Here is a 19,020-nt window from a genome sequence, read left to right as displayed (position 1 = left end):
GCTGGATGCACTGTTGGTTCGGGATGCACCGCTAGTTTTGGATGCACTGGCCCGGGGAGACAGCAGCGCCCAGACCCGGCGCCTGGGCGGCCACCGGTCCCAGATCCGTCATCGTGATGGCATAGCCGAGCGAGGATTCGCCCGTGGCCTTTGCAAAAATTACCCCCGCCACCTGGCCGTCGGTGGTCAGCAGCGGGCCTCCCGAGTTGCCGGGCTGGACGTTCCCGGCAATCCGGTACACGTCCTCCGGCGCGGGGTTGTTGCCGTAGATGTCCGGGACCAGCACGGTCGCAATGTCCTGCACCGTGGCGGGCCTGGACTGGAACGGGCCGCCATGCGGGTAACCGGAAAACGCCGCCGGACTGCCGGCCGGCAGGTCGGAACTGAGCGCCAGCGGGGCGGAACGCAGCCCGTCCACGGCCACCACGGCGAGGTCGTGCTGGGCGTCGAAGTACACCACCCGCCCGGGCAGGGCCCCGCCGCCGGGAATCTCCACGACCGGTTCCGGCACGCCGGCGACCACGTGGGCGTTTGTGACGACCCGGCCCGGCGACACCACGAACCCGGTTCCGGTCTGGTTCTGGCCGCACTGGTAGGCGGTTCCCGCGATCTTCAGGACCGACGCCGCAGCCCGGTTCAGGGCGGGCGTGTCGGTGCTGGCATCCGGGACCGCCACCGGCTGGCCCTGCCCGATGCCCTCGAACAGCGTCGGGATGCCGTCGCCGATTACGGCGGAGCGCAGCTGGGCCATGGAGGTTTTCAGCGGCACGGGGGTCGCGCCGTCGATAAAGCGGATCACCTTGGACTCGGCCAGCGGCTGGGAAACGAAGGGCACGCCGAGCGCCCCGATGCTGAAGGCCAGCATCGACATGACCAGCGCGGAGACCACCACGTTGACGCCGCCGCCGGCCAGCCGGTCCATGGACCGGAGCGGGCGGATCCGCACGACGCTGCGGATCCGGCGCCCGATGGCGGTGCCCAGGCTGTGACCCAGCACCATCAGCAGCACGGCGGCGGCAATGATCGCCGTGAGGCGCCAGCCGCTGTCCTCGACCAGGCCGCTGACAATGGGGACGGACACAAACGCAGCCACAGCCCCCGCGGCGAAGCCGGCGATGCCTCCGACGGTGACCAGGAAGCCGTTGCGCAGGCCGTGGAACAGGTAGGACAGCAGCGTCACGATCAGCACGAGGTCCAAGATGGTCAAGCCGAACACCAATGCTCCTTATAGGCAGGTAAGCCCCAATTCTACCGGCGCCGGCTGAGAGTTTGCCGCGCGCGGGCGGACCCCGGAGCCGGCCGTCGCCCGCCCCCTGCCACGACGTTTGGCGCGTTTCGGTGCCAAGTACGTCACAGACGCGCGAAAATTCTGAAACAATGGCTGAAGCGCCCCAGCCGACACAGTTTTAGTCAGGAGATTTCATGGATATCGAGGTATTGCGCCGCGCCCCCCTTTTCGCCACGCTCGACGACGAGGCGTTCCGTCTGCTGACGGACGAACTCACCGAGGTGGACCTCTCACGCGGAGCCTCGGTATTCCGGGAAGGCGACCAGGGCGACCAGCTCTATTTCATCGTCTCCGGCAAGGTCAAGCTCGGACGCACGTCCCCGGATGGCCGGGAGTCGCTGCTCGCCATCCTCGGCCCGGGCGAGCTCTTCGGCGAAATGGCACTGTTCGATCCGAGCCCGCGTACCGCCACGGCAACGGCCGTCTCGGAAACGCGCCTGGCCGGGCTGAAGAATGAGAGCCTCAACGCCCTGCTGCGCACCCGCCCGGAGGTGTCCGCGCAGCTGCTGCAGGCTCTGGCCCGCCGCCTGCGCCGCACCAACGATTCGCTGTCCGACCTGGTCTTCTCCGACGTGCCCGGCCGTGTGGCCAAGGCGCTGCTGGACCTGGCCGACCGCTTCGGCCGTCCCGCTACCGACGGTGTGCTGGTGGCCCACGAACTCACGCAGGAAGAACTGGCCCAGCTGGTCGGAGCCTCCCGCGAAACGGTCAACAAGGCCCTCGCCGAATTCGTGCAGCGCGGCTGGCTGCGCCTGGAGGCCCGCGCCGTCGTCATCCTCGACATGCAGCGCCTCCGCCAGCGCTCTCGCTAAGCCTGTTTGGCAGCACCCCGAAGGCCGGCGCGTGAAAACGGCGCCGGCTTTCGGTGGTTAAGCCTGCTGCGCGCCCCGCGGGACATGCCCACTGGTGGGCTCCAGGTCCGCGGGACATGCCCATTCCTGGTCACAGCGCATGCACACAACGCCTTCATGTCCACCGACCCGGCCCAGCAGGGGACATGTCCATCCGCGGACGGGGAGAGCAGAGGGCACGCTCATTCTTGGGCTCCAGGTCCGCGGGACATGCCCATTCCTGGTCACAGCGCATGCACACAACGCCTTCATGTCCACCGACCCGGCCCAGCAAGGGACATGTCCAACCGCGGGCGGGGCGAGCAGAGGGCACGCTCAATCTTGGGCTCCAGGTCCGCGGGACATGCCCATTCCTGGTCACAGCGGGTGGACACTACGCCATCATGTCCACCGACCCGGCCCAGCAGGGGACATGTCCAACCGCGGTCGGGCCGAGCAGGGGACATGTCCAGCCGCGGGCGGGGTCAGCGTTCGCGCTGGGGGTCTCCGGCGACGGTCTTGGCCGCCTCGACCTCGAGCATGAGCTGGCCGTCTTCCTCGACGAGCTTCGGCTGGTACACGTGGGCCTTGCGTTTGTAGCTCAGGTAGGCGATGCAGCCGTTCGCGGCGGCCATTTTCTCGAGCATGATCTCCGAGCCGGGCACCAGCAGCTGGCCAAGGGTGCGCCCGACCGCGTTCTCCTGGCCCACCTCATCGCCGAGCGCGGACGTGTTCCGTTCCTCGATGACCTTGCCGGCGCACACCCAGCGGCCCCAGACGCCCTTGCTGGCCAGCAGCGACGGCTGCTGGTTCATCGGCACCGTGGCCGCGAAATAACGGGTGTTGAAGCGGCGGTGCGCGAAGTCCGGGCTGAGCCAGTTGACCAGGGGCTTGAGCAGGTCCGTCCGCACCGAGAGGCCGCGTTTGGCGAGCACGTCCGTGAAGGACTTCTCCTGCTCCGCCACGGCCACCCGGGCCCGCATCCACTCGGCGCTCGACGTTGCCTCCACCGTGGTGGACAGGTCCGGTCCGGCCAGCAGGACGCCGGTTTCCTCGAACAGCTCGCGGATGGCGCCCACCACATGGCGGCGCGCCAGGCCGATGTCGGCCGTCCCCATCTGCTCGGCCCAATGCTGCGGCGAGGGGCCCAGCCAGCCGACGGCGTCGTCGTCGGAGGCCTCCAGCGACCCGCCCGGAAAGGCGAGCACACCCAGCGGCGAGGATCCGGGCCGGTACCCCAGCCAGGTCTCCAGACCCGTGGGCGAGTCGCGCAGGAGCACCACCGAGGACGCGAACCGGGCCGCGCGGGGGGTCCGTTCGCCGTGTTCAAGCCAGCTGCGGGCCGCCCCCTCAAGATCCGGGGGAAGGGCAAACAGGCGTCGGGCTAACTGGGGCACGGGAAACTGACCTGGCCGCTAGGCGAATTCGGCGATGAGTTCGACTTCAACCGGGGAGTCGAGGGGCAGTACCGCAACGCCGACGGCGGAGCGTGCGTGCTGGCCGGCGTCGCCGAGGACCCGGCCGAGCAGTTCGGACGCGCCGTTGATGACACCCGGCTGGCCGGTGAACGACGGGTCGGAGGAGACGAAGCCGACAACCTTGACGATCCGGGTGATGCGGTCCAGGTCCCCGATGACGCTCTTGACGGCGGCCAGGGCGTTGACCGCGCACACCGCGGCGTACTGCTTCGCGGCTTCCGGCGAGACCGTGGCCTCGTCCGAGGCGCCCTCGGCGCCGGAGGAAACCTTGCCGGTGGCTTCGAGCTTGCCGTTGATGAACGGCAGCTGGCCGGAGGTGTAGACGTGGTTGCCGGAAATCACAGCGGGGACATAGTCGGCAACCGGGGCGGCCACCTCCGGCAGGGTCAGGCCCAGCTCGGCCAGGCGCTGCTCGACGGCGGACGGCGCGCCCGCCGCCGCGGTGCCGTCCGCCGGTGTTCCGGGGACGGCGGAGCCGCCCGGGGCGGCCGATGCGGGGGTGCTCATGACTACTGCTTCTCCCGCTTCAGGTAGGCAACCAGGCCGTTTCCTTCGGGGCCGGGGACAACCTGGACAAGCTCCCAGCCGTCGTCACCCCACTGGTCCAAAATCTGCTTTGTGGCGTGGATAATGAGCGGAATCGTGGCGTACTCCCATTTGGTCATGAGCTAAAGCCTAGTCCTTGCCGGTAAAGTGGAAAACATGGCGACTGGTAAGAACCCTTTATTTGACACGGCCACCACCCTCGGAAAGATCTTTCTTTTCCTGGGCGTGAGCGCCATTTGTGGCGTCCTGGTGGCGGGACTGCTGGTCCCTGCGGCCGCCGTCACCGGCAGCTCGGCCAGCGGATCGATCAAGTTCTTCGAGACGCTGCCGGCCGAACTGCAGGTCGACCCTCCGAGCCAGTCGACGTCGATCCTGGCCTCCGACGGCAGCGTGATCGCCAACCTGTACGCCGAGAACCGCACCCGGGTCTCCCTCGACCAGATGTCGCCGTACGTCAAGGACGCCGTCATCGCCATCGAGGACAGCCGCTTCTACGAGCACGGCGGCGTGGACACCACCGGCATCATGCGCGCCCTCGTCAGCACCGCCCGCGGCAACCGCCAGGGCGCGTCGACCATCACCCAGCAGTACGTGAACAACGTCATCAACTCCTCCCTCGAGGCCGAGGGCAAGAGCGACCAGGTCCTGCTGAACGGCGTGAACAAGGGCGTCGGCGACAAGCTGCGGGAAATGAAGCTCGCCATCGCGCTGGAGAAGAAGTTCACCAAGGAGCAGATCCTTGAGGGCTACCTCAACATCGTGTTCTTCAACCGCGATGCCTATGGCATCGAGGCCGCCTCCAAATTCTTCTTCAGCAGCTCCGCCAAGGACCTGACCCTGCCGCAGGCCGCGCTGCTGGCCGGCCTCGTCAACAGCCCCTCGTTCTTCGACCCGATCAACAACCCGGAGAACGCCCAGGCCCGCCGCGACCTGGTGCTCGAGTCCATGCTGACCCAGGGCAAGATCCAGCAGGCCGACTACGACGCCGCCGTGGCCACCCCGGTGGAAACCAAGGTCACGCCGGCGCGCCAGGGCTGCGCCTACTCGTCGACGGCCCCGTACTTCTGCGACTACGTGCTGCACCTGATGCTGAACAACCCGGCCTACGGCGCCGACGCCAAGGAACGCGAGCGGAAGGTCTTCCGGGGCGGCCTGACCATCAAGACCACGCTGGACCCGAACGCCCAGGCCGTGGCGCAGGGCCAGGTGGAGGGCTCCGCCGGGGAGAACCCGGACAAGTGGGGCGCCTCGCTGGTCTCCGTGCAGCCGGGCTCCGGCAAAATCATCTCGATGGCCCAGAACACGCAGTTCCTGGAGGCCGAAGGCAAGTTCAACAACGTCATCAACTTCAACGTGGACATGCGCGACGCCCAGGGAAACGACCTCGGCGGCTTGGGCGGTTTCCAGCCCGGTTCCACGATGAAACCGTTCACCTTCGCGCAGTGGCTCGACGAGGGCAAGTCCATGAACCAGGTCCTCAACGGCTCCGTGCGCCGGTACCCGCTGAACTACCGGTGGAAGAACACCTGCCCCACCCGCGTGGACGGCGCCTACAACACGGCCCAGAAGGGCCTGGGCGCGGCGGATGACCTGCAGAACGCCGAAGACGGCTACTACAAGAACATGAGCGTCGTCGACGGCCTGGCGAACTCGATCAACACCATGACCTTCGCGACGGCGGCGCAGGTCGACCTCTGCGGCATCCAAAAGATCGTTGACGCCGCGGGAATCCACGCCGGCCAGACCAACGAGCCCGTCCCGATGACCCGCCTGTCCAACCTGATCGGCGCCACCCAGACCTCGCCGCTGACCATGGCCAGCGCGTTCGCCACCTTCGCGAACAACGGGAAGTACTGCCAGCCGATCGCCATCGAATCGGTGACGGACGCCGCCGGCGCCCAACTGCCGGCCCAGGCCACGAACTGCCGCGACGCGATCAAACCCGAGGTTGCCCGCGGCGTGAGCTACGCGTTGCAGGAGGTCCTCAACCGCGGCTCCGGCTCGCTAATCAAGCCGCGGATCTCGACCCGGACCAGCTTCCCGATCGCCGCCAAGACCGGCACCAACGACCCCAACAACTCCACCTGGGTGGTCGGCTACACCAGCGGCCTGGCGACGGCTTCCTGGTTCGGCGACGCGCTGGGCGGCCAGGACCGGCCGGGACGCAACCTGACCCTCAACGGCCAGTTCTACAAGGCCATCGACGGCTACATGATCGCGGGCCCGCAGTTCTCGAACTACATGACCCAGGTGGCACCGGGCTATGGCACCGACCCGTTCACGGCCCCGCCGTCGAGCCTGGTGACCGGTCCGGCACCGACACCCAGGCAGTCCACCCGGGCGACGCCGGCGCCGTCCAGCTCCGCACCGGCGAGCCCGGCGCCGAGTGAGCCCGCTCCGCCGGGCCAGGATAAGAAGGAAGACGAGCCCAACCCGTGACCGGGCTTGACTCGCTGGCAAGCCGCGCCCGGAGCATCGGGCGCGGCTTTGCCGTCACCGCCGCCGCGGGGGCCGTGGCCGGTGCCGCGGCTGCCGGGTACGGGCTGTGGGAGACGAAACAGTTTGTGCTGCGCGAAGAGACCCTGCCGATCCTCCCGGCCGGCTTCGGGCCCATCCGGGTGCTGCACGTCAGCGACATCCACTTCGTTCCCGGCCAGCACCTGAAGGCCGAATGGCTGTCCTCGCTGGCGGCCCTGGAGCCGGATCTGGTGGTAAACACCGGTGACAACCTCAGCCATGTCAAGGCGGTGGACCCCCTGCTGGCATCGCTGCGCCCGCTGATGAAGTTCCCCGGCGTCTTCGTTCCCGGCTCCAACGACTACTTCGCGCCGCGGCTGAAGAACCCGGCGTCGTACTTCCTCGGGCCGTCCGCCAAACCCAAGGACCCGGCCAAGCTGGACTGGCCGCGGCTCCGCGCCGGCTTCGGGATGGGCGGCTGGGTGGACCTGACCAACCGCTGCCAGTCGCTCGTGATCCGGGGCCTGCGCGTTGACTTTTCCGGCGTCGACGATCCGCATCTGGGCCTCGAACGGTACGCCGGCTGGCCCCGGGGAACCAAGGGCCAGGACACCAGACCGCACCTGCGGGTCGCCGTCATCCATGCCCCGTACCAGCGCGTCCTGGACCGTTTCACCGAGGACGGCGCCGATCTGCTGCTCGCCGGGCACACCCACGGCGGCCAGATCTGCGTCCCCGGCTTCGGGGCCCTCGTCGCCAACTGCGACCTGCCGACCTGGCGCGCCAGGGGCCTGCACGACTGGGGAAGCAAGGGACGCACGACGCCGGTGAACGTCTCCGGCGGCATCGGCACCTCACGCTTCGCCCCGGTCCGCATCGCCTGCAAGCCCGAGGCCGTGCTGCTCACGCTGACCGCGCGTTCCTGAGCCTGCCCGCTGCCCCGCCACCACAACGGGACATGCCCTCCCCTGGGCTCCGCGGCTGGACATGATGGGTCTATGTCCACTCCCGCGGTGTGGACTGGACATGACCCGCGGGGGAATGGCGCGCCGCGGCCCATTGCGGAATGTAATTACTGGGCGAGATCCTGATGCTGTCCATTTTCATGTGAACGCGGTCACCCGATGGCCTAGGGTAGTTGCTACAGGAAACCACATCCAGTTGCGTTAGATATCCGCACGTGCATTTGAAGAAGCAGGCATGGCCAAGCAGACCTCATTTTTCTCCTCCATCAGCCGCCTCTACCCCCACGTCAAGCCGATAATTCCGCGGCTCGTCCTGGGGCTGCTCTGTGCCCTGCTCGCCAGCGTCGTGGCCCTGACCATCCCCCAGGTGCTGCGCGTGCTGGTCAACGAGTCCCTCCAGCCCGGCGGCAGTGCGGACGCGGTCTGGATCGCCTCCCTCATCATCCTGGGCCTCGGTATCGCCGAAGCCTGCCTCGTGGCGCTGCGCCGGCAGTTCGTGATCAACCCCGCCACCACGGTCGAGACGCGGATGCGGGTGTCCCTCTATGACCACCTGCAGGACCTGACGGTGTCCTTCCACGACCGCTGGGGCTCCGGGCAGCTGCTCTCCCGGGCCATGACGGACCTGAACTTCCTGCGCCGCTGGATGGCCTTCGGCGCCATCATGCTGGTGGTGACCACCCTGACCGTGGTGATCGGCGTCGTGGTGATGTTCACGATGAGCTGGCAGCTGGCGCTGATCTTCCTCGCCGCCGCCGTGCCGATCATGATCTACGGCTTCCGGTTCCGCACCCGCTTCAGCAAGGTGGCCCGCCGCAGCCAGGACCAGGCCGGTGACCTTGCCACCACGGTCGAGGAATCGGTTCACGGGATCCGCGTGCTCAAGGCCTTCGGCCGCAGCCGCGAGGCGTTGGAGAACTTCAACGAACAGGCCGAGGAGCTCCGCCAGACGGAGATCGTCAAGGCCAAGCACCTCGCGACCTTCAGCCTTGTCGTCACCCTCCTGCCCGAGCTGGCCCTCGGTGCCGGCCTGGTCGTCGGCGTCATGCTGGCCTCCACCGGCGAGCTGAGCATCGGCGCCCTGGTGGCGTTCTTCGCCACCGCCGCCGTGATCGCCACCCCGGTGGAGTTCTCCGGCATGCTGCTGGCCATGGCCCTCACCGCCAAGACCGCCGTGGACCGGCACTTCGAGGTCATGGACGCGGCGAACACCATCACCAGCCCCGAACAGTCCCGCCGCCCGGCCGAGCTCAGGGGCGCCCTCAGCTTCAACAGTGCCACTTTCGCGTATGAGGACGCCCCGGACAAGCCGATCCTCAAGGACATCAACCTGGACATCCGGCCGGGCGAGACCATGGCCCTGGTCGGCATCACCGGCAGCGGTAAAAGCGCGCTGCTCCAACTGGTCCCCCGGCTTTATGACGTCACCGACGGATCCATCACCATCGACGGGGTGGACCTGCGCGAGTTCAGCGTCGAGGAGCTCCGCACGGTGGTCGCCGTCGCGTTTGAGGACACCACCTTGTTCTCCAGTTCGGTCCGCGACAACGTTCTGCTCGGCGCCCCGGCCGGCCTGCCGGCCGAGCGCCGCGAGGCCGCCCTGGAGGAGGCGCTCGACGTCGCCCAGGCCCACTTCGCGCACTCGCTCCCGGACGGCCTGGACACCCTGATCGGCGAGGAGGGGCTTAGCCTCTCCGGCGGGCAGCGGCAGCGCATCGCCCTAGCCCGGGCCATCGCCGCCCGGCCCAAGGTCCTGGTCCTGGACGATCCGCTCTCCGCGCTGGATGTCCACACCGAGGAACTCGTCGAGACCAGGCTGCGGGAGGTGCTCACCGACACCACGACCCTGATCGTGGCCCACCGGCCCTCCACCGTGGCGCTGGCGAACCGGGTGGCGCTGCTGCAGGAGGGCCGGATCACCGCGGTCGGCACCCACACGGAACTGCTCGCGGAGAACCGGCACTACCGCCACGTAATCGCCAGCCTCGACCCGGAACCGCGGGACCTGGACTCCGATCTGCTGGACTCCGAACTGTCAGGGTTCAACGCCGAGGAGGTTTCCCGATGAGCAGCGCAACCTTCGGCACCGCGAACGAGGACAACGCGCACCTGACCAAGAGCGAAAGCAAGACCGTCCGGCGCCGCTCCCTGGCCCTGCTGGGCTCGCTCATCCGCCCGGTCCGCCGGCGGTTCTGGCTGACCATTGCCGCCGTCGTGCTGTCTCAGGCGGCGCGGGTCGCCGGGCCCGTGCTGATCGCTTTCGGCATCGACCGGGCCCTGCCCGCCCTGAGCGCCGGCGACAACCTCCCGCTGCTGCTGACCGGCGTCGCGTACCTGGCCGCCGCCGTCGCGACGGCGTGCCTCACGGCCCTGTACGTGACGTCGACGGCGCGGCTGAGCCAGGCGATGCTGCTGGACCTGCGCGTCCGGGTGTTCCGGCACACCCAGCGGCTGAGCCTGGAATTCCACGAGAAGTACACCTCGGGGCGCATCATCGCCCGGCAGACCTCGGATCTGGAGGCGCTGCGCGAACTCCTGGACTCCGGGGTCAGCTCGCTGGCCTCGGGGATGCTGTTTATGGTGTTCACGGCCGTGACGGTGTTCGCGCTCGACTGGCGCAGCGGGCTCCTGGTCCTGGCCGCCGGCGTGCCGATGTACTTCCTGGCCCGCTGGTACCAGAAGCACTCCCAGATCGCGTTCCGCGAATCCCGCGTCGTCTCGGCCCGGCTGATCGTGCACTTCGTCGAAACCATGACCGGCATCCGCGCGGTCAAGGCCTTCCGCAAGGAACGCGAAAACGCCGCACGCTACGCCGACCTCTCCGAGGACTACCGCAAGGTCACGGTCCGCTCGATCAACCTCAACGGCATCTTCCAGCCCGGCCTGGTGCTGATCGGCAACGTCTGCGTCGCCGTCGTCCTGCTCCTCGGCGGCTTCCGCGTGCTCGGCGGGGAGCTCGCCGTCGGTGTGCTGCTGGCCCTGATCCTGTCCACCAAGCGCTTCTTCCAGCCGGTGGACCAGATGGCCATGTTCTACAACTCCTTCCAGAGCGCCCAGGCGGCGCTGGAGAAGGTCTCCGGGCTGCTCGAGGAGGTCCCGACCGTCCGCCCGCCGAAGAATCCGGTGGCCCTGCACGATGCCAAGGGAACCATCGACTTCAACGGCGTGGAATTTCGCTACGGCGACGGCCCGGTCATCATCCCGACCATGGACCTGCACATCCCGGCCGGCCAGACCGTGGCGCTGGTGGGCCAGACCGGCGCCGGGAAGTCCACGTTCGCCAAGCTGATCGCCCGCTTCTACGACGTCTCCGCCGGCTCGCTCACGCTCGACGGCGTGGACCTGCGGGAGCTTGCGACGGCGGATCTGCGCCGGAACGTCGTGATGGTCACCCAGGAGGCCTTCCTGTTCAGCGGCTCCGTCGCGGACAACATCGCCCTGGGCCGGCCCGGGGCCTCCCGCGAGGAGATCGCGGCGGCCGCGAAGGCCGTGGGGGCCCACGAGTTCATCCAGGAACTCCCGGAAGGCTACGACACGGATGTCAACAAGCGCGGCGGCCGCGTCTCCGCCGGGCAGCGCCAGCTGATCAGCTTCGCCCGCGCCTTCCTGGCCCGGCCCGCCGTGCTGATCCTGGACGAGGCCACCTCCTCGCTGGACATCCCGTCCGAGCGGCTCGTGCAGGCCGGGCTCGCCAGACTGCTGCAGGGAATCGGCGCCGGCAGCGGCCGGACCGCCCTCATCATCGCGCACCGCCTGTCGACGGTGGAGACCGCCGACCGGGTCCTCGTGGTCCACGATGGGCGGGTCGTCGAGGACGGCACCCCGGAGCAGCTGATCGGCGGCGGCGGCCGCTTCGCGCAGCTGCACGGGGCGTGGAGGGATTCGCTGGTCTGAGGCGTTTCGGGCCGGGCGGATTCCGATGCGGGGGCGCCGGCTGCCCGATTTCGCATCCGGGGTCCTGATCGGATACTCTAGTGAAGTTGCTTTTGAAGTAACGGATCGGGATGTGGCGCAGCTTGGTAGCGCGCGTCGTTCGGGACGACGAGGTCGCAGGTTCAAATCCTGTCATCCCGACCAATCAAGAAGAGGGTCTTCCAGCTGGAAGGCCCTCTTCTTTTGTGCGCCCGCGCCTAGGACCGCCCTGCGAGCGGCATAAAAATAGCCCCGGAACAGGGTTTTTGCGCCTGTCCCGGAGCCACAAAGCTGGTGCCTACATCGGGTCCGGCCAGTTGCCGATGTTGGTCGAGAAGGTCATCGGGTCCGGCCAGTTGCCAATGGCCGAGAGGCTGCCCTGGGTGGAACTCATGGGATCGGGCCAGTTGCCGATCGCCAGCGTGGTGCTGCCCATAGGGTCAGGCCAGTTGCCGATGGCGCTGACTGACAGGACTGCCGGAGCCGCTGCGGAGAGAGCCAGCGCCCCCGCCAGGGCGACGGAAGCTGCAATCTTCTTGATCATGTGGGTTCCTCAATACGGGTCGGAAACGCGAGTCGGACACATTACAAAGCAAGCACGAGCCCTTGTTGACATACATTGTAAAATGGCTTGCACAGAGACTGTCAAGCATTTAGTACAAAGACTGTCCGGAATTAGGAGGTATCCGTGGGGAACGGATTCGGGGAGAAACTCCGAGCGGAACGGCTCGAGCGCGGCCTGACGCAAGCGGAATTGGGCCGGGATCTGTACTCGCCCAGCTACATCTCCCTACTGGAGACCGGGCGCCGCGAACCAACAGCGGATGTGATCGAGGAGCTGGCCCGCCGGCTCGAACTCGCCCCCAAGGCGCTGGAAGCGTGGAGCCAGCCGGTGTCGGTCAGCGACGCCGAGTATGTTCTCGCGGGCCTCTATGCGCGCCAGGCCTGGGACCTCCGGGATTACGCGCTGGCGGCGACCCACGCCGCGGCTGCGGCCCAGATTGCCCTCGAGGCCAAGAACACCAGCGCCTGGTGGAACATGAGCTACATGCAAGCCGAGTGCCTGATGAAGCAGGGCCAGCTGAAGGACTGCCAGGACCTTGTGCAGCGACTGCTGGACCACCCCATGGCCGCCGAGTCGGCAGGGCTGGGGGTCCGTGCCCGCCAGATGCTCGCGGCCGTGTGCCACGGCCAGGGGCAGCTGGCCGTCGCCGTCGAACATGCGCAGGAGGCCGTGCGGCTCTGCGCCGAACTTCCCAAGGGTTCGACCCTGATCATTGGTGCGCTGCGGGCCCTCATCGGCGCGCTGGCCGAAAGCGGCCGGCTGGATGAGGCCTGGGAGTACTGCCAGGCCATGAACGAGCAGATGGATGACCACTCCATGACCCAGCTCGCCGGCGAGGTCGCCTGGGTGATCGGGAACGTGGCCTTCATGCGGCATGACTACACGGAGGGCATCAAATACCACGAGCGTGCGGCCCAGCTGCTCTCCCCCGCCAACGACATCGACCTCTGGGCGCGGTTCAACAAAGCCTCGGCCGCCGTCCGCCTGTCTTCCGGGATCGTGGAGCCTGAGACCCTGACGTCGATCGAGCGTGCCGAGCTGGCGCTCTCGATCGTGGGCGGCAACAAGACGGACCAGCTCGAGGTCGCGTTCATCCGGGCCCGCTGGCTCTACCTGACCGGGGACATCGTGGCGGCGGTGCAAAAACTGCGCGAGATCCACGCCGAAAAGGATGCGCTCGCCAAGCACGTCGCCGGGGAGGTGGCCCTGCTGCTCGGCAAGGCGCTCAAGGCCGCGGGGGAATCCGACGAGGCCCTCGTCTACCTGGACGAAGCCCAAAAGGAATTCAGTGCAGCCGGCGCCTCGGACCGGGTCCAGCAGGCGATGGACGCCGTGCTGGAAATCCGGCTCGCGCAGCGCCGCGCGCAGGCCGCGTCGACCGGAACCTAGGCGGCCTGCCCCGCGCGAGGTCCCGTCCCGCGCGGTGTACTACGCGAACGTCCGGCCGGTGAGCTTTTCGTAGGCCTCGACGTAGCGGCTGCGCGTGCGGGCGATGACGCCGGCCGGCAGCGCCGGCGGTGTCTCGTCCGAGGACTTGTCCCAGCCGGATTCGGCCGAGGTCAGCCAGTCACGGACATACTGCTTGTCGTAGGAGGGCTGGGCTTGGCCCGGTTCATACGTGGCGGCGTCCCAGAACCGTGAGGAGTCCGGGGTGAGCACCTCGTCGCCGAGCGTGATGACGCCGGTGGCGGCGTCGAAGCCGAACTCCACCTTGGTGTCGGCGAGGACGATGCCGCGGCTGCGGGCGATCGCCTCGGCCGTCGTGTAGATCTCCAGCGTCAGCTCGCGCAGCCGGGCTGCGATGTCCGCGCCCACGATTTCCACGACGGCGTCGTAGGTGATGTTCTCGTCGTGCTCGCCCACCTCGGCCTTCGCGGACGGGGTGAAGATGGCCTGGTCCAGCCGGGACCCGTCCACCAGGCCTTCCGGCAGGGGGATGCCGCACACCGTGCGGGACTGCCGGTACTCCAGGAGCCCCGAGCCGGTGAGGTAGCCGCGGGCGATGCATTCGACCGGGAACATGTCCAGCTTCTTGCAGATCATCGCCCGGCCCTCCACCGCGGCGGGCACGCCGGCCTCCACGGAGGACGCAAGCACATGGTGCTCCACGCCGAGCTGCTCGAACCACCACAGGCTCAGCTGGGTCAGGATGCGGCCCTTGTCCGGGATCTCGCTGGCGAGGACGTGGTCATAGGCGCTGATCCGGTCGCTGGCCACGACGAGGACGCACTCCTCGCCGATGCGCTCCGTGATGGACTCGTCCGCCGGAACATAGAGGTCACGGACCTTGCCGGAGTAGATGTGCTTCCAGCCCGGCAGGTCCAGCGTCGCGGTGTCCAGGCCGCCCTTGGGAGCGGACGGGGCGGCGTCAGTGGCTTCCGGCACGGAGGATTCGGGGGTCGTCATGCTCAGGCCTTCGCTTTCGGGACGGCGCCGCGGGTCTGCACCTTAATCTCGCCGCGGGCTGCTTTGCCCCCGATGTCGGTGCGGAACTGGCTGCCCTCCAGATGGACGAGTTCGATGCCGTCGTACGCCCGTTCCCGGGCCTCCACGAGGTCGGTGCCGAGCGCCACCACGGCGAGGACCCGTCCGCCGGCGGACACCACCTTGCCTTCGTCGTCGAGCCTGGTGCCGGCGTGGATCACGTGGACACCCTCGACGGACTCGGCTTTCTTGAGCCCCCGGATGCGGTCGCCGGTGCGCGGCGTGTCCGGGTAGTTTTCGGCGGCGACGACGACGGCGACGGCGGTTTCCTTGGACCAGCGCAGCGGCTGGACCTTGTCCAGTTCGCCCTTGGCGGCTGCCATCAGCAGCCCGCCGAGGGGCGTCTTGAGCCGGGCGAGGACGGCCTGGGTTTCCGGGTCGCCGAAGCGGACGTTGAATTCGATCACGCGGGTGCCGCGGGAGGTCAGGGCCAGACCGACGAACAGGACACCGACGAACGGGGTGCCGCGGTGCGTCATCTGGTTGACCGTGGGCTGGGCAACCCGGTCGAGGACTTCCTGGACGAGGCCTTCGGGGGCCCATTCCAGCGGGGTGTAGGCGCCCATGCCGCCGGTGTTGGGGCCTTCGTCGTTGTCGAAGATCCGCTTGAAGTCCTGCGCCGGAGAGAGCGCAACGGTGTTGCGGCCGTCGCAGAGGACGAAGACGGAAACTTCGGGGCCGTCGAGGAATTCCTCGATTACGACTGTCCCGCCGGCATCGAAGCAGCTCTGCGCGTGCGCCAGCGCCTCGTCCCGGTTCTTGGTGACGACCACGCCCTTGCCAGCGGCGAGCCCGTCGTCCTTGACCACGTAGGGCGCGCCGAAGGTGTCGAGCGCGTCGGCGGCTTCCTCGGCGTTGCTGGCCACCCGGGCCATGGCGGTGGGGACTCCTGCCTCAGCCATGACCTCCTTGGCGAAGGCCTTGGAGGCTTCGAGTTGGGCCGCGGCCTTACTGGGGCCGAATACGGGGATGCCGGCGTCGCGGACGGCGTCGGACACTCCGGCGGCAAGCGGTGCCTCGGGGCCGACCACCACTAGGTCAACCGTGAGCTTGGCGGCCAAGGCCGCGACGGCGTCGGGATCGTTCGCGTCGACGGCGTGTGTGGGGACCAGTTTGCTGATGCCGGCGTTGCCCGGGGCCGCATGGACCTCGGACACGTTCGGGTCGGCAAGCAAGGATCGGACAATGGCGTGTTCGCGGCCGCCGGGGCCGATGACAAGTACCTTCACAGTTCCCAAGGGTACTTTGTGGACTGGGCAGGCTCCTAAGCTGTGACCGCCCCCGGACATGCCCAGTCCCTGCCGCGCCTCTTCACGCTGCTCGCACGGGACATGCCCAGCCCTGGCCACGGCCGCTGGACATAATGCCTACATGTCCATCCCTGAGCCCCAGCGGAGGGCATGTCCCCGGGGCGCGCCAGCAGCCCCACAGGGACATGCCCAGCCCTGATCAGGACCGCTGGACATAATGCCAGCATGCCCATCCCTGAGCCCCAGCGGAGGGCATGTCCCCCGAGGTGCCGCCGCCCCGGCCGGCAATCCGCGGCCCGGGCTGCTACGAAGACCCAGTATGGACAAGCCCAGCACGCAGACGCCCCGCGCGGAAGAACTCAGGATAGAGAACCCCGCCCGGAAGCCGCCCGGCGGGCACACAGCCTCGAAGCGGCTGGCCGGCCCCACCGTCCTTGCCGCGCTGGCTGGGGTCGCCGCGGCCGCCGTCGTCCTGTCCGTGGCGGAACTGATCGGGGCCTTCTTCACGGCACGGGCGACGCCGGTGATCGCCCTAGGCTCGACCTTCATCGACTTCACGCCGTCGTGGCTGAAGGATTTCGCGATCGCCACGTTCGGCACCAACGACAAGGTCGCCCTGTTCGTTGGCATGGCGGCGACCATCCTGCTGCTTGCCTGCGTTCTCGGCGTCGTGGCGTACCGCAGATGGGCGCTCGGCGTCGCCGGTGTGCTGCTGATGGGCGCCGTGATCGTGACGGCCGTCGTGACGCGGTCCGGGGTGAAGCCGCTGGATGCGATTCCCACGGTGATCGGCACCGTGGCCGGACTCGTTGCACTCCGCTTCCTGATCACGAGGCTCTGGCGTATGCAGCAGTGGCCGGACCTGGACTCGGACCTGGCCGCCAAGGCTCCGGACCGTCCCGCCACGAGCCGCCGCGCTTTCTTCGCCGCGACCGGTGTCACCGCCGCGGCCTCAGCCATCGCGGCGACCGGCGGGCGCATGCTCAGCGCGGCCCGCAGCAACGTGGCCCAGGCCCGCGAATCCCTGCAGCTCCCGACACCGGCGAAACCGGCCCCCGCGGTCCCCGCCGGAGTGCAGTCGAACGCGCCCGGCGTGACGCCGTGGCTGACGCCCAACAACGACTTCTACCGCATTGACACCGCACTAAGCGTTCCGGAAATCAACGCCCAGGACTGGGAACTGCGGGTCCACGGGGTCGTGGACCGGGAAATCCGGCTCACCTTCCAGGACCTGCTCGACGCGGACCTGATTGAGTCCCATGTCTCCCTGACCTGCGTGTCCAACCCGGTCGGCGGGAACCTGGCCGGAAACGCCAAATGGCTGGGCATGCCCATCCGCGACGTGCTCAAGATGGCCGGGCCCAAGGACGGCGCGGACATGGTTCTCTCCACCTCGATCGACGGCTTCAGCGCCTCCACTCCGCTCGAGGTCCTCCAGGACGACCGCGACGCCATGCTGGCGTTCGGCATGAATGATGAAGCGCTCCCGCTCGAACACGGGTATCCGGTGCGCATGGTCGTCCCCGGCCTCTACGGCTTCGTCTCCGCCACCAAGTGGGTCGTGGACCTGGAAGTCACCCGCTTCGCGGACAGCCAGGCCTACTGGACGCAGCGCGGCTGGTCCGAGCGCGGCCCCATCAAGACCATGGCCCGGGTGGAAGTCCCCAAGTCCTTCGCCAAGGTTCCGGCCGGGCGGGTCGCGATCGGGGGCACCGCCTGGGCCCAGACCCGCGGCATTACCAAAGTGGAGGTGCAGATCGACAACGGGCCCTGGACCGAGACCGTGCTTTCCACGGAGGCTTCCGTCGTGACCTGGCGCCAGTGGTCCTTCGACTGGGAAGCCACCCCGGGCCCGCACTACATCAAGGCCCGCGCCACCGACGGAACCGGCGAGGTTCAGACAGACCAGCGCGCGGATCCGGTGCCCGACGGCGCCTCAGGCTGGCAGTCGCTGATGGTGACCGTGGAATAACGGGGTATCACCGGCAGGCACCATAGACTTGCTGCATGCCCCTGAATTCTCACGCCACCTTCACCGTCGAGTCCGCCGTCGAACTGGCCGTCATTGAACGCAGCGGCTTTGTGGAGTCCCGGCACATCGGCTCCGCCGTCCTCCTTGCCGGGGACGGCACCGTCGTCACCGAGCTCGGCGACATCACCACCCCGATCTACGCCAGGTCCGCGCTTAAGCCGCTGCAGGCCCTCGCATCCATGCAGTCCGGCGTGCCCCTGCGCGGCGCGCAGGCAGCGATCGCCTGCGGCAGCCACGTCGGCTCGCTGGACCACATGGACGTCGTCGAGGGCATGCTCAAGGCCGCCGGCGTCAAGGAAGAGCAACTCCAGTGCCCGGCAGCCTGGCCCGAGGATGAGACCGCCCGGAACTGGCTGGTCCGCGCCGAGCGGGGCAAGTCCAAGCTCGCATTCAACTGCTCGGGTAAGCACGCCGCGTTCCTCTGGGCCTGCACCGAAAACGGCTGGGACACCCACAGCTACCTGGAACCCAATCACCCGCTGCAGCAGCGCATCCGCTCCGTCATCGAGGAATACTGCGGCGAAGGCATCGCCCACCTCGGCATCGACGGCTGCGGCGCGCCGGTGGCCGCCGTCTCCCTGACCGGACTGGCCCGGGCCTTTTCCAAGCTGGCCAAGGCCCCCGGGGACAAGAACTCGAACGCCCGCGCCGCCACGATCGCGACGTCGATGCTCGACTACCCGTGGGCCGTGCAAGGCAAGGGCGAATGCAACACGATCGTCATGGACGACCTCGGCATCCTCGCCAAGATCGGTGCCGAGGGCGTGCTGGTGATGGCCACCCCGACGGGAGCCTCGGTCGCCATCAAGATCCTCGACGGCAACATCCGCGCCACCACGCTCGTCGGACTGACCCTGCTCGCAGCCGCCGGCGCCGTCGACGTCCCCGAAGTGGCCAGTGTCCTGGACAAGGTGGTCACCCCCGTGCTCGGCGGCGGCCGGCCGGTCGGCAAAATCCGATTGGGCCACGCCGTTTCGGCGCTGCTCGACTGACCGGCACCGCCTGACGGCGGGACAGACAGACCGGCGCGCGCTCCACCGCAGCGCTGGGCTGCCACTCACACGCAGCCCCGGTCGACGGCGGTGGCTGTCAGCGTGTGTATGCCTGGATTTCGGCGAGGCCGACGTTTTTGGTGGTGCCGCTGACGGTGGTGACGGTGAGGCGAAGGCTGGTGGTGGCGCGGTCGGGGAAGCTGACCGTGGTCGCCTTGCCG

General features: G+C 68.3%; 16 protein-coding genes and 1 tRNA gene. 9 read left to right on the top strand and 8 right to left on the bottom strand.

Annotated features, from left to right (window positions below; all coding sequences use genetic code 11):
- Positions 1–31: 31 nt before the first annotated feature.
- Entirely contained in the window at positions 32–1,216 is a 1,185-nt protein-coding gene (locus ACZYZ5_RS19635; RefSeq protein ID WP_463903984.1) for a MarP family serine protease, read from the bottom strand.
- A 206-nt stretch (positions 1,217–1,422) separates the two neighbouring features.
- Here ACZYZ5_RS19635 and ACZYZ5_RS19630 point away from each other — a divergent pair, with 206 nt between their 5' ends.
- Positions 1,423–2,100: a Crp/Fnr family transcriptional regulator gene (locus ACZYZ5_RS19630; RefSeq protein ID WP_011693220.1), complete on the top strand. Its 678-nt coding sequence runs from the start codon at positions 1,423–1,425 to the stop codon at positions 2,098–2,100.
- Between the two features lie 503 nt (positions 2,101–2,603).
- Here ACZYZ5_RS19630 and ACZYZ5_RS19625 read toward each other — a convergent pair.
- Genes ACZYZ5_RS19625 through sp36 form a run of 3 tightly spaced genes read right to left on the bottom strand, consistent with a single transcriptional unit; the run spans position 2,604 to position 4,261 of the window.
- Entirely contained in the window at positions 2,604–3,515 is a 912-nt protein-coding gene (locus ACZYZ5_RS19625; RefSeq protein ID WP_463903983.1) for an NUDIX hydrolase, read from the bottom strand.
- Positions 3,516–3,533: 18 nt separating this feature from the next.
- Complete coding sequence (locus ACZYZ5_RS19620) at positions 3,534–4,103, bottom strand: RidA family protein (RefSeq protein ID WP_463903982.1); 570 nt, start codon at positions 4,101–4,103, stop codon at positions 3,534–3,536.
- 2 nt (positions 4,104–4,105) lie between these two features.
- The gene (sp36, locus tag ACZYZ5_RS19615) at positions 4,106–4,261 is read right to left on the bottom strand and encodes a Sp36 family protein (RefSeq protein ID WP_144671455.1); all 156 of its coding nucleotides are present in this window, start codon (positions 4,259–4,261) and stop codon (positions 4,106–4,108) included.
- A 37-nt stretch (positions 4,262–4,298) separates the two neighbouring features.
- On the opposite strand from sp36, the gene ACZYZ5_RS19610 reads away from it, so the two are divergent.
- From ACZYZ5_RS19610 to ACZYZ5_RS19590, 5 genes are all read left to right on the top strand, one after another.
- The gene (locus ACZYZ5_RS19610) at positions 4,299–6,581 is read left to right on the top strand and encodes a transglycosylase domain-containing protein (RefSeq protein ID WP_463903981.1); all 2,283 of its coding nucleotides are present in this window, start codon (positions 4,299–4,301) and stop codon (positions 6,579–6,581) included.
- Positions 6,578–7,525, top strand: coding sequence for a metallophosphoesterase (locus ACZYZ5_RS19605; RefSeq protein WP_463903979.1), 948 nt, complete (start codon positions 6,578–6,580; stop codon positions 7,523–7,525). The genes ACZYZ5_RS19610 and ACZYZ5_RS19605 overlap by 4 nt, the downstream gene beginning before the upstream one ends.
- A 274-nt stretch (positions 7,526–7,799) precedes the next feature.
- Positions 7,800–9,632 (top strand): ABC transporter ATP-binding protein, encoded by a 1,833-nt coding sequence (locus tag ACZYZ5_RS19600; protein ID WP_463903978.1) that lies wholly within the window; start codon positions 7,800–7,802, stop codon positions 9,630–9,632.
- Entirely contained in the window at positions 9,629–11,458 is a 1,830-nt protein-coding gene (locus ACZYZ5_RS19595; protein ID WP_463903976.1) for an ABC transporter ATP-binding protein, read from the top strand. Before ACZYZ5_RS19600 ends, ACZYZ5_RS19595 begins: the two co-directional genes overlap by 4 nt.
- Before the next feature lie 106 nt (positions 11,459–11,564).
- Positions 11,565–11,641: transfer RNA gene (locus tag ACZYZ5_RS19590), tRNA-Pro, on the top strand.
- A gap of 133 nt (positions 11,642–11,774) precedes the next feature.
- On the opposite strand, the gene ACZYZ5_RS19585 is transcribed toward ACZYZ5_RS19590, so the two are convergent.
- A complete protein-coding gene (locus tag ACZYZ5_RS19585) occupies positions 11,775–12,020 on the bottom strand; it encodes a hypothetical protein (RefSeq protein ID WP_463903975.1) in 246 nt (81 codons plus the stop codon).
- A gap of 144 nt (positions 12,021–12,164) precedes the next feature.
- On the opposite strand from ACZYZ5_RS19585, the gene ACZYZ5_RS19580 reads away from it, so the two are divergent.
- Entirely contained in the window at positions 12,165–13,430 is a 1,266-nt protein-coding gene (locus tag ACZYZ5_RS19580; protein ID WP_463903974.1) for a helix-turn-helix domain-containing protein, read from the top strand.
- 39 nt (positions 13,431–13,469) lie between these two features.
- Here ACZYZ5_RS19580 and ACZYZ5_RS19575 read toward each other — a convergent pair whose 3' ends face one another.
- A complete protein-coding gene (locus ACZYZ5_RS19575) occupies positions 13,470–14,447 on the bottom strand; it encodes a phosphoribosylaminoimidazolesuccinocarboxamide synthase (RefSeq protein WP_463903973.1) in 978 nt (325 codons plus the stop codon).
- Between the two features lie 2 nt (positions 14,448–14,449).
- Entirely contained in the window at positions 14,450–15,754 is a 1,305-nt protein-coding gene (gene purD, locus ACZYZ5_RS19570; protein ID WP_463903971.1) for a phosphoribosylamine--glycine ligase, read from the bottom strand.
- A gap of 340 nt (positions 15,755–16,094) precedes the next feature.
- On the opposite strand from purD, the gene ACZYZ5_RS19565 reads away from it, so the two are divergent.
- A complete protein-coding gene (locus ACZYZ5_RS19565; protein ID WP_463903970.1) occupies positions 16,095–17,747 on the top strand; it encodes a molybdopterin-dependent oxidoreductase in 1,653 nt (550 codons plus the stop codon).
- A 35-nt stretch (positions 17,748–17,782) separates the two neighbouring features.
- Complete coding sequence (locus ACZYZ5_RS19560) at positions 17,783–18,799, top strand: asparaginase (protein WP_463903968.1); 1,017 nt, start codon at positions 17,783–17,785, stop codon at positions 18,797–18,799.
- A gap of 97 nt (positions 18,800–18,896) precedes the next feature.
- On the opposite strand, the gene ACZYZ5_RS19555 is transcribed toward ACZYZ5_RS19560, so the two are convergent.
- A partial coding sequence (locus ACZYZ5_RS19555) for a DUF7402 domain-containing protein (protein WP_463904018.1) occupies positions 18,897–19,020 on the bottom strand: 124 nt, incomplete at its 5' end.

Source organism: Pseudarthrobacter ribosi, from assembly GCF_055412865.1.
This window is presented reverse-complemented; position numbering and strand designations above follow the sequence as displayed.

Bases quoted from the DNA above. Each gene is read 5' to 3' on its own strand.
- ACZYZ5_RS19600 (WP_463903978.1), top strand. From the start codon at position 7,800: ATGGCCAAGCAGACCTCATTTTTCTCCTCCATCAGCCGCCTCTACCCC.
- ACZYZ5_RS19585 (WP_463903975.1), bottom strand. From the start codon at position 12,020: ATGATCAAGAAGATTGCAGCTTCCGTCGCCCTGGCGGGGGCGCTGGCT.
- sp36 (WP_144671455.1), bottom strand. From the start codon at position 4,261: ATGACCAAATGGGAGTACGCCACGATTCCGCTCATTATCCACGCCACA.
- ACZYZ5_RS19610 (WP_463903981.1), top strand. From the start codon at position 4,299: ATGGCGACTGGTAAGAACCCTTTATTTGACACGGCCACCACCCTCGGA.
- ACZYZ5_RS19565 (WP_463903970.1), top strand. From the start codon at position 16,095: ATGGACAAGCCCAGCACGCAGACGCCCCGCGCGGAAGAACTCAGGATA.
- ACZYZ5_RS19575 (WP_463903973.1), bottom strand. From the start codon at position 14,447: ATGACGACCCCCGAATCCTCCGTGCCGGAAGCCACTGACGCCGCCCCG.
- ACZYZ5_RS19595 (WP_463903976.1), top strand. From the start codon at position 9,629: ATGAGCAGCGCAACCTTCGGCACCGCGAACGAGGACAACGCGCACCTG.
- ACZYZ5_RS19620 (WP_463903982.1), bottom strand. From the start codon at position 4,103: ATGAGCACCCCCGCATCGGCCGCCCCGGGCGGCTCCGCCGTCCCCGGA.
- ACZYZ5_RS19630 (WP_011693220.1), top strand. From the start codon at position 1,423: ATGGATATCGAGGTATTGCGCCGCGCCCCCCTTTTCGCCACGCTCGAC.
- ACZYZ5_RS19560 (WP_463903968.1), top strand. From the start codon at position 17,783: ATGCCCCTGAATTCTCACGCCACCTTCACCGTCGAGTCCGCCGTCGAA.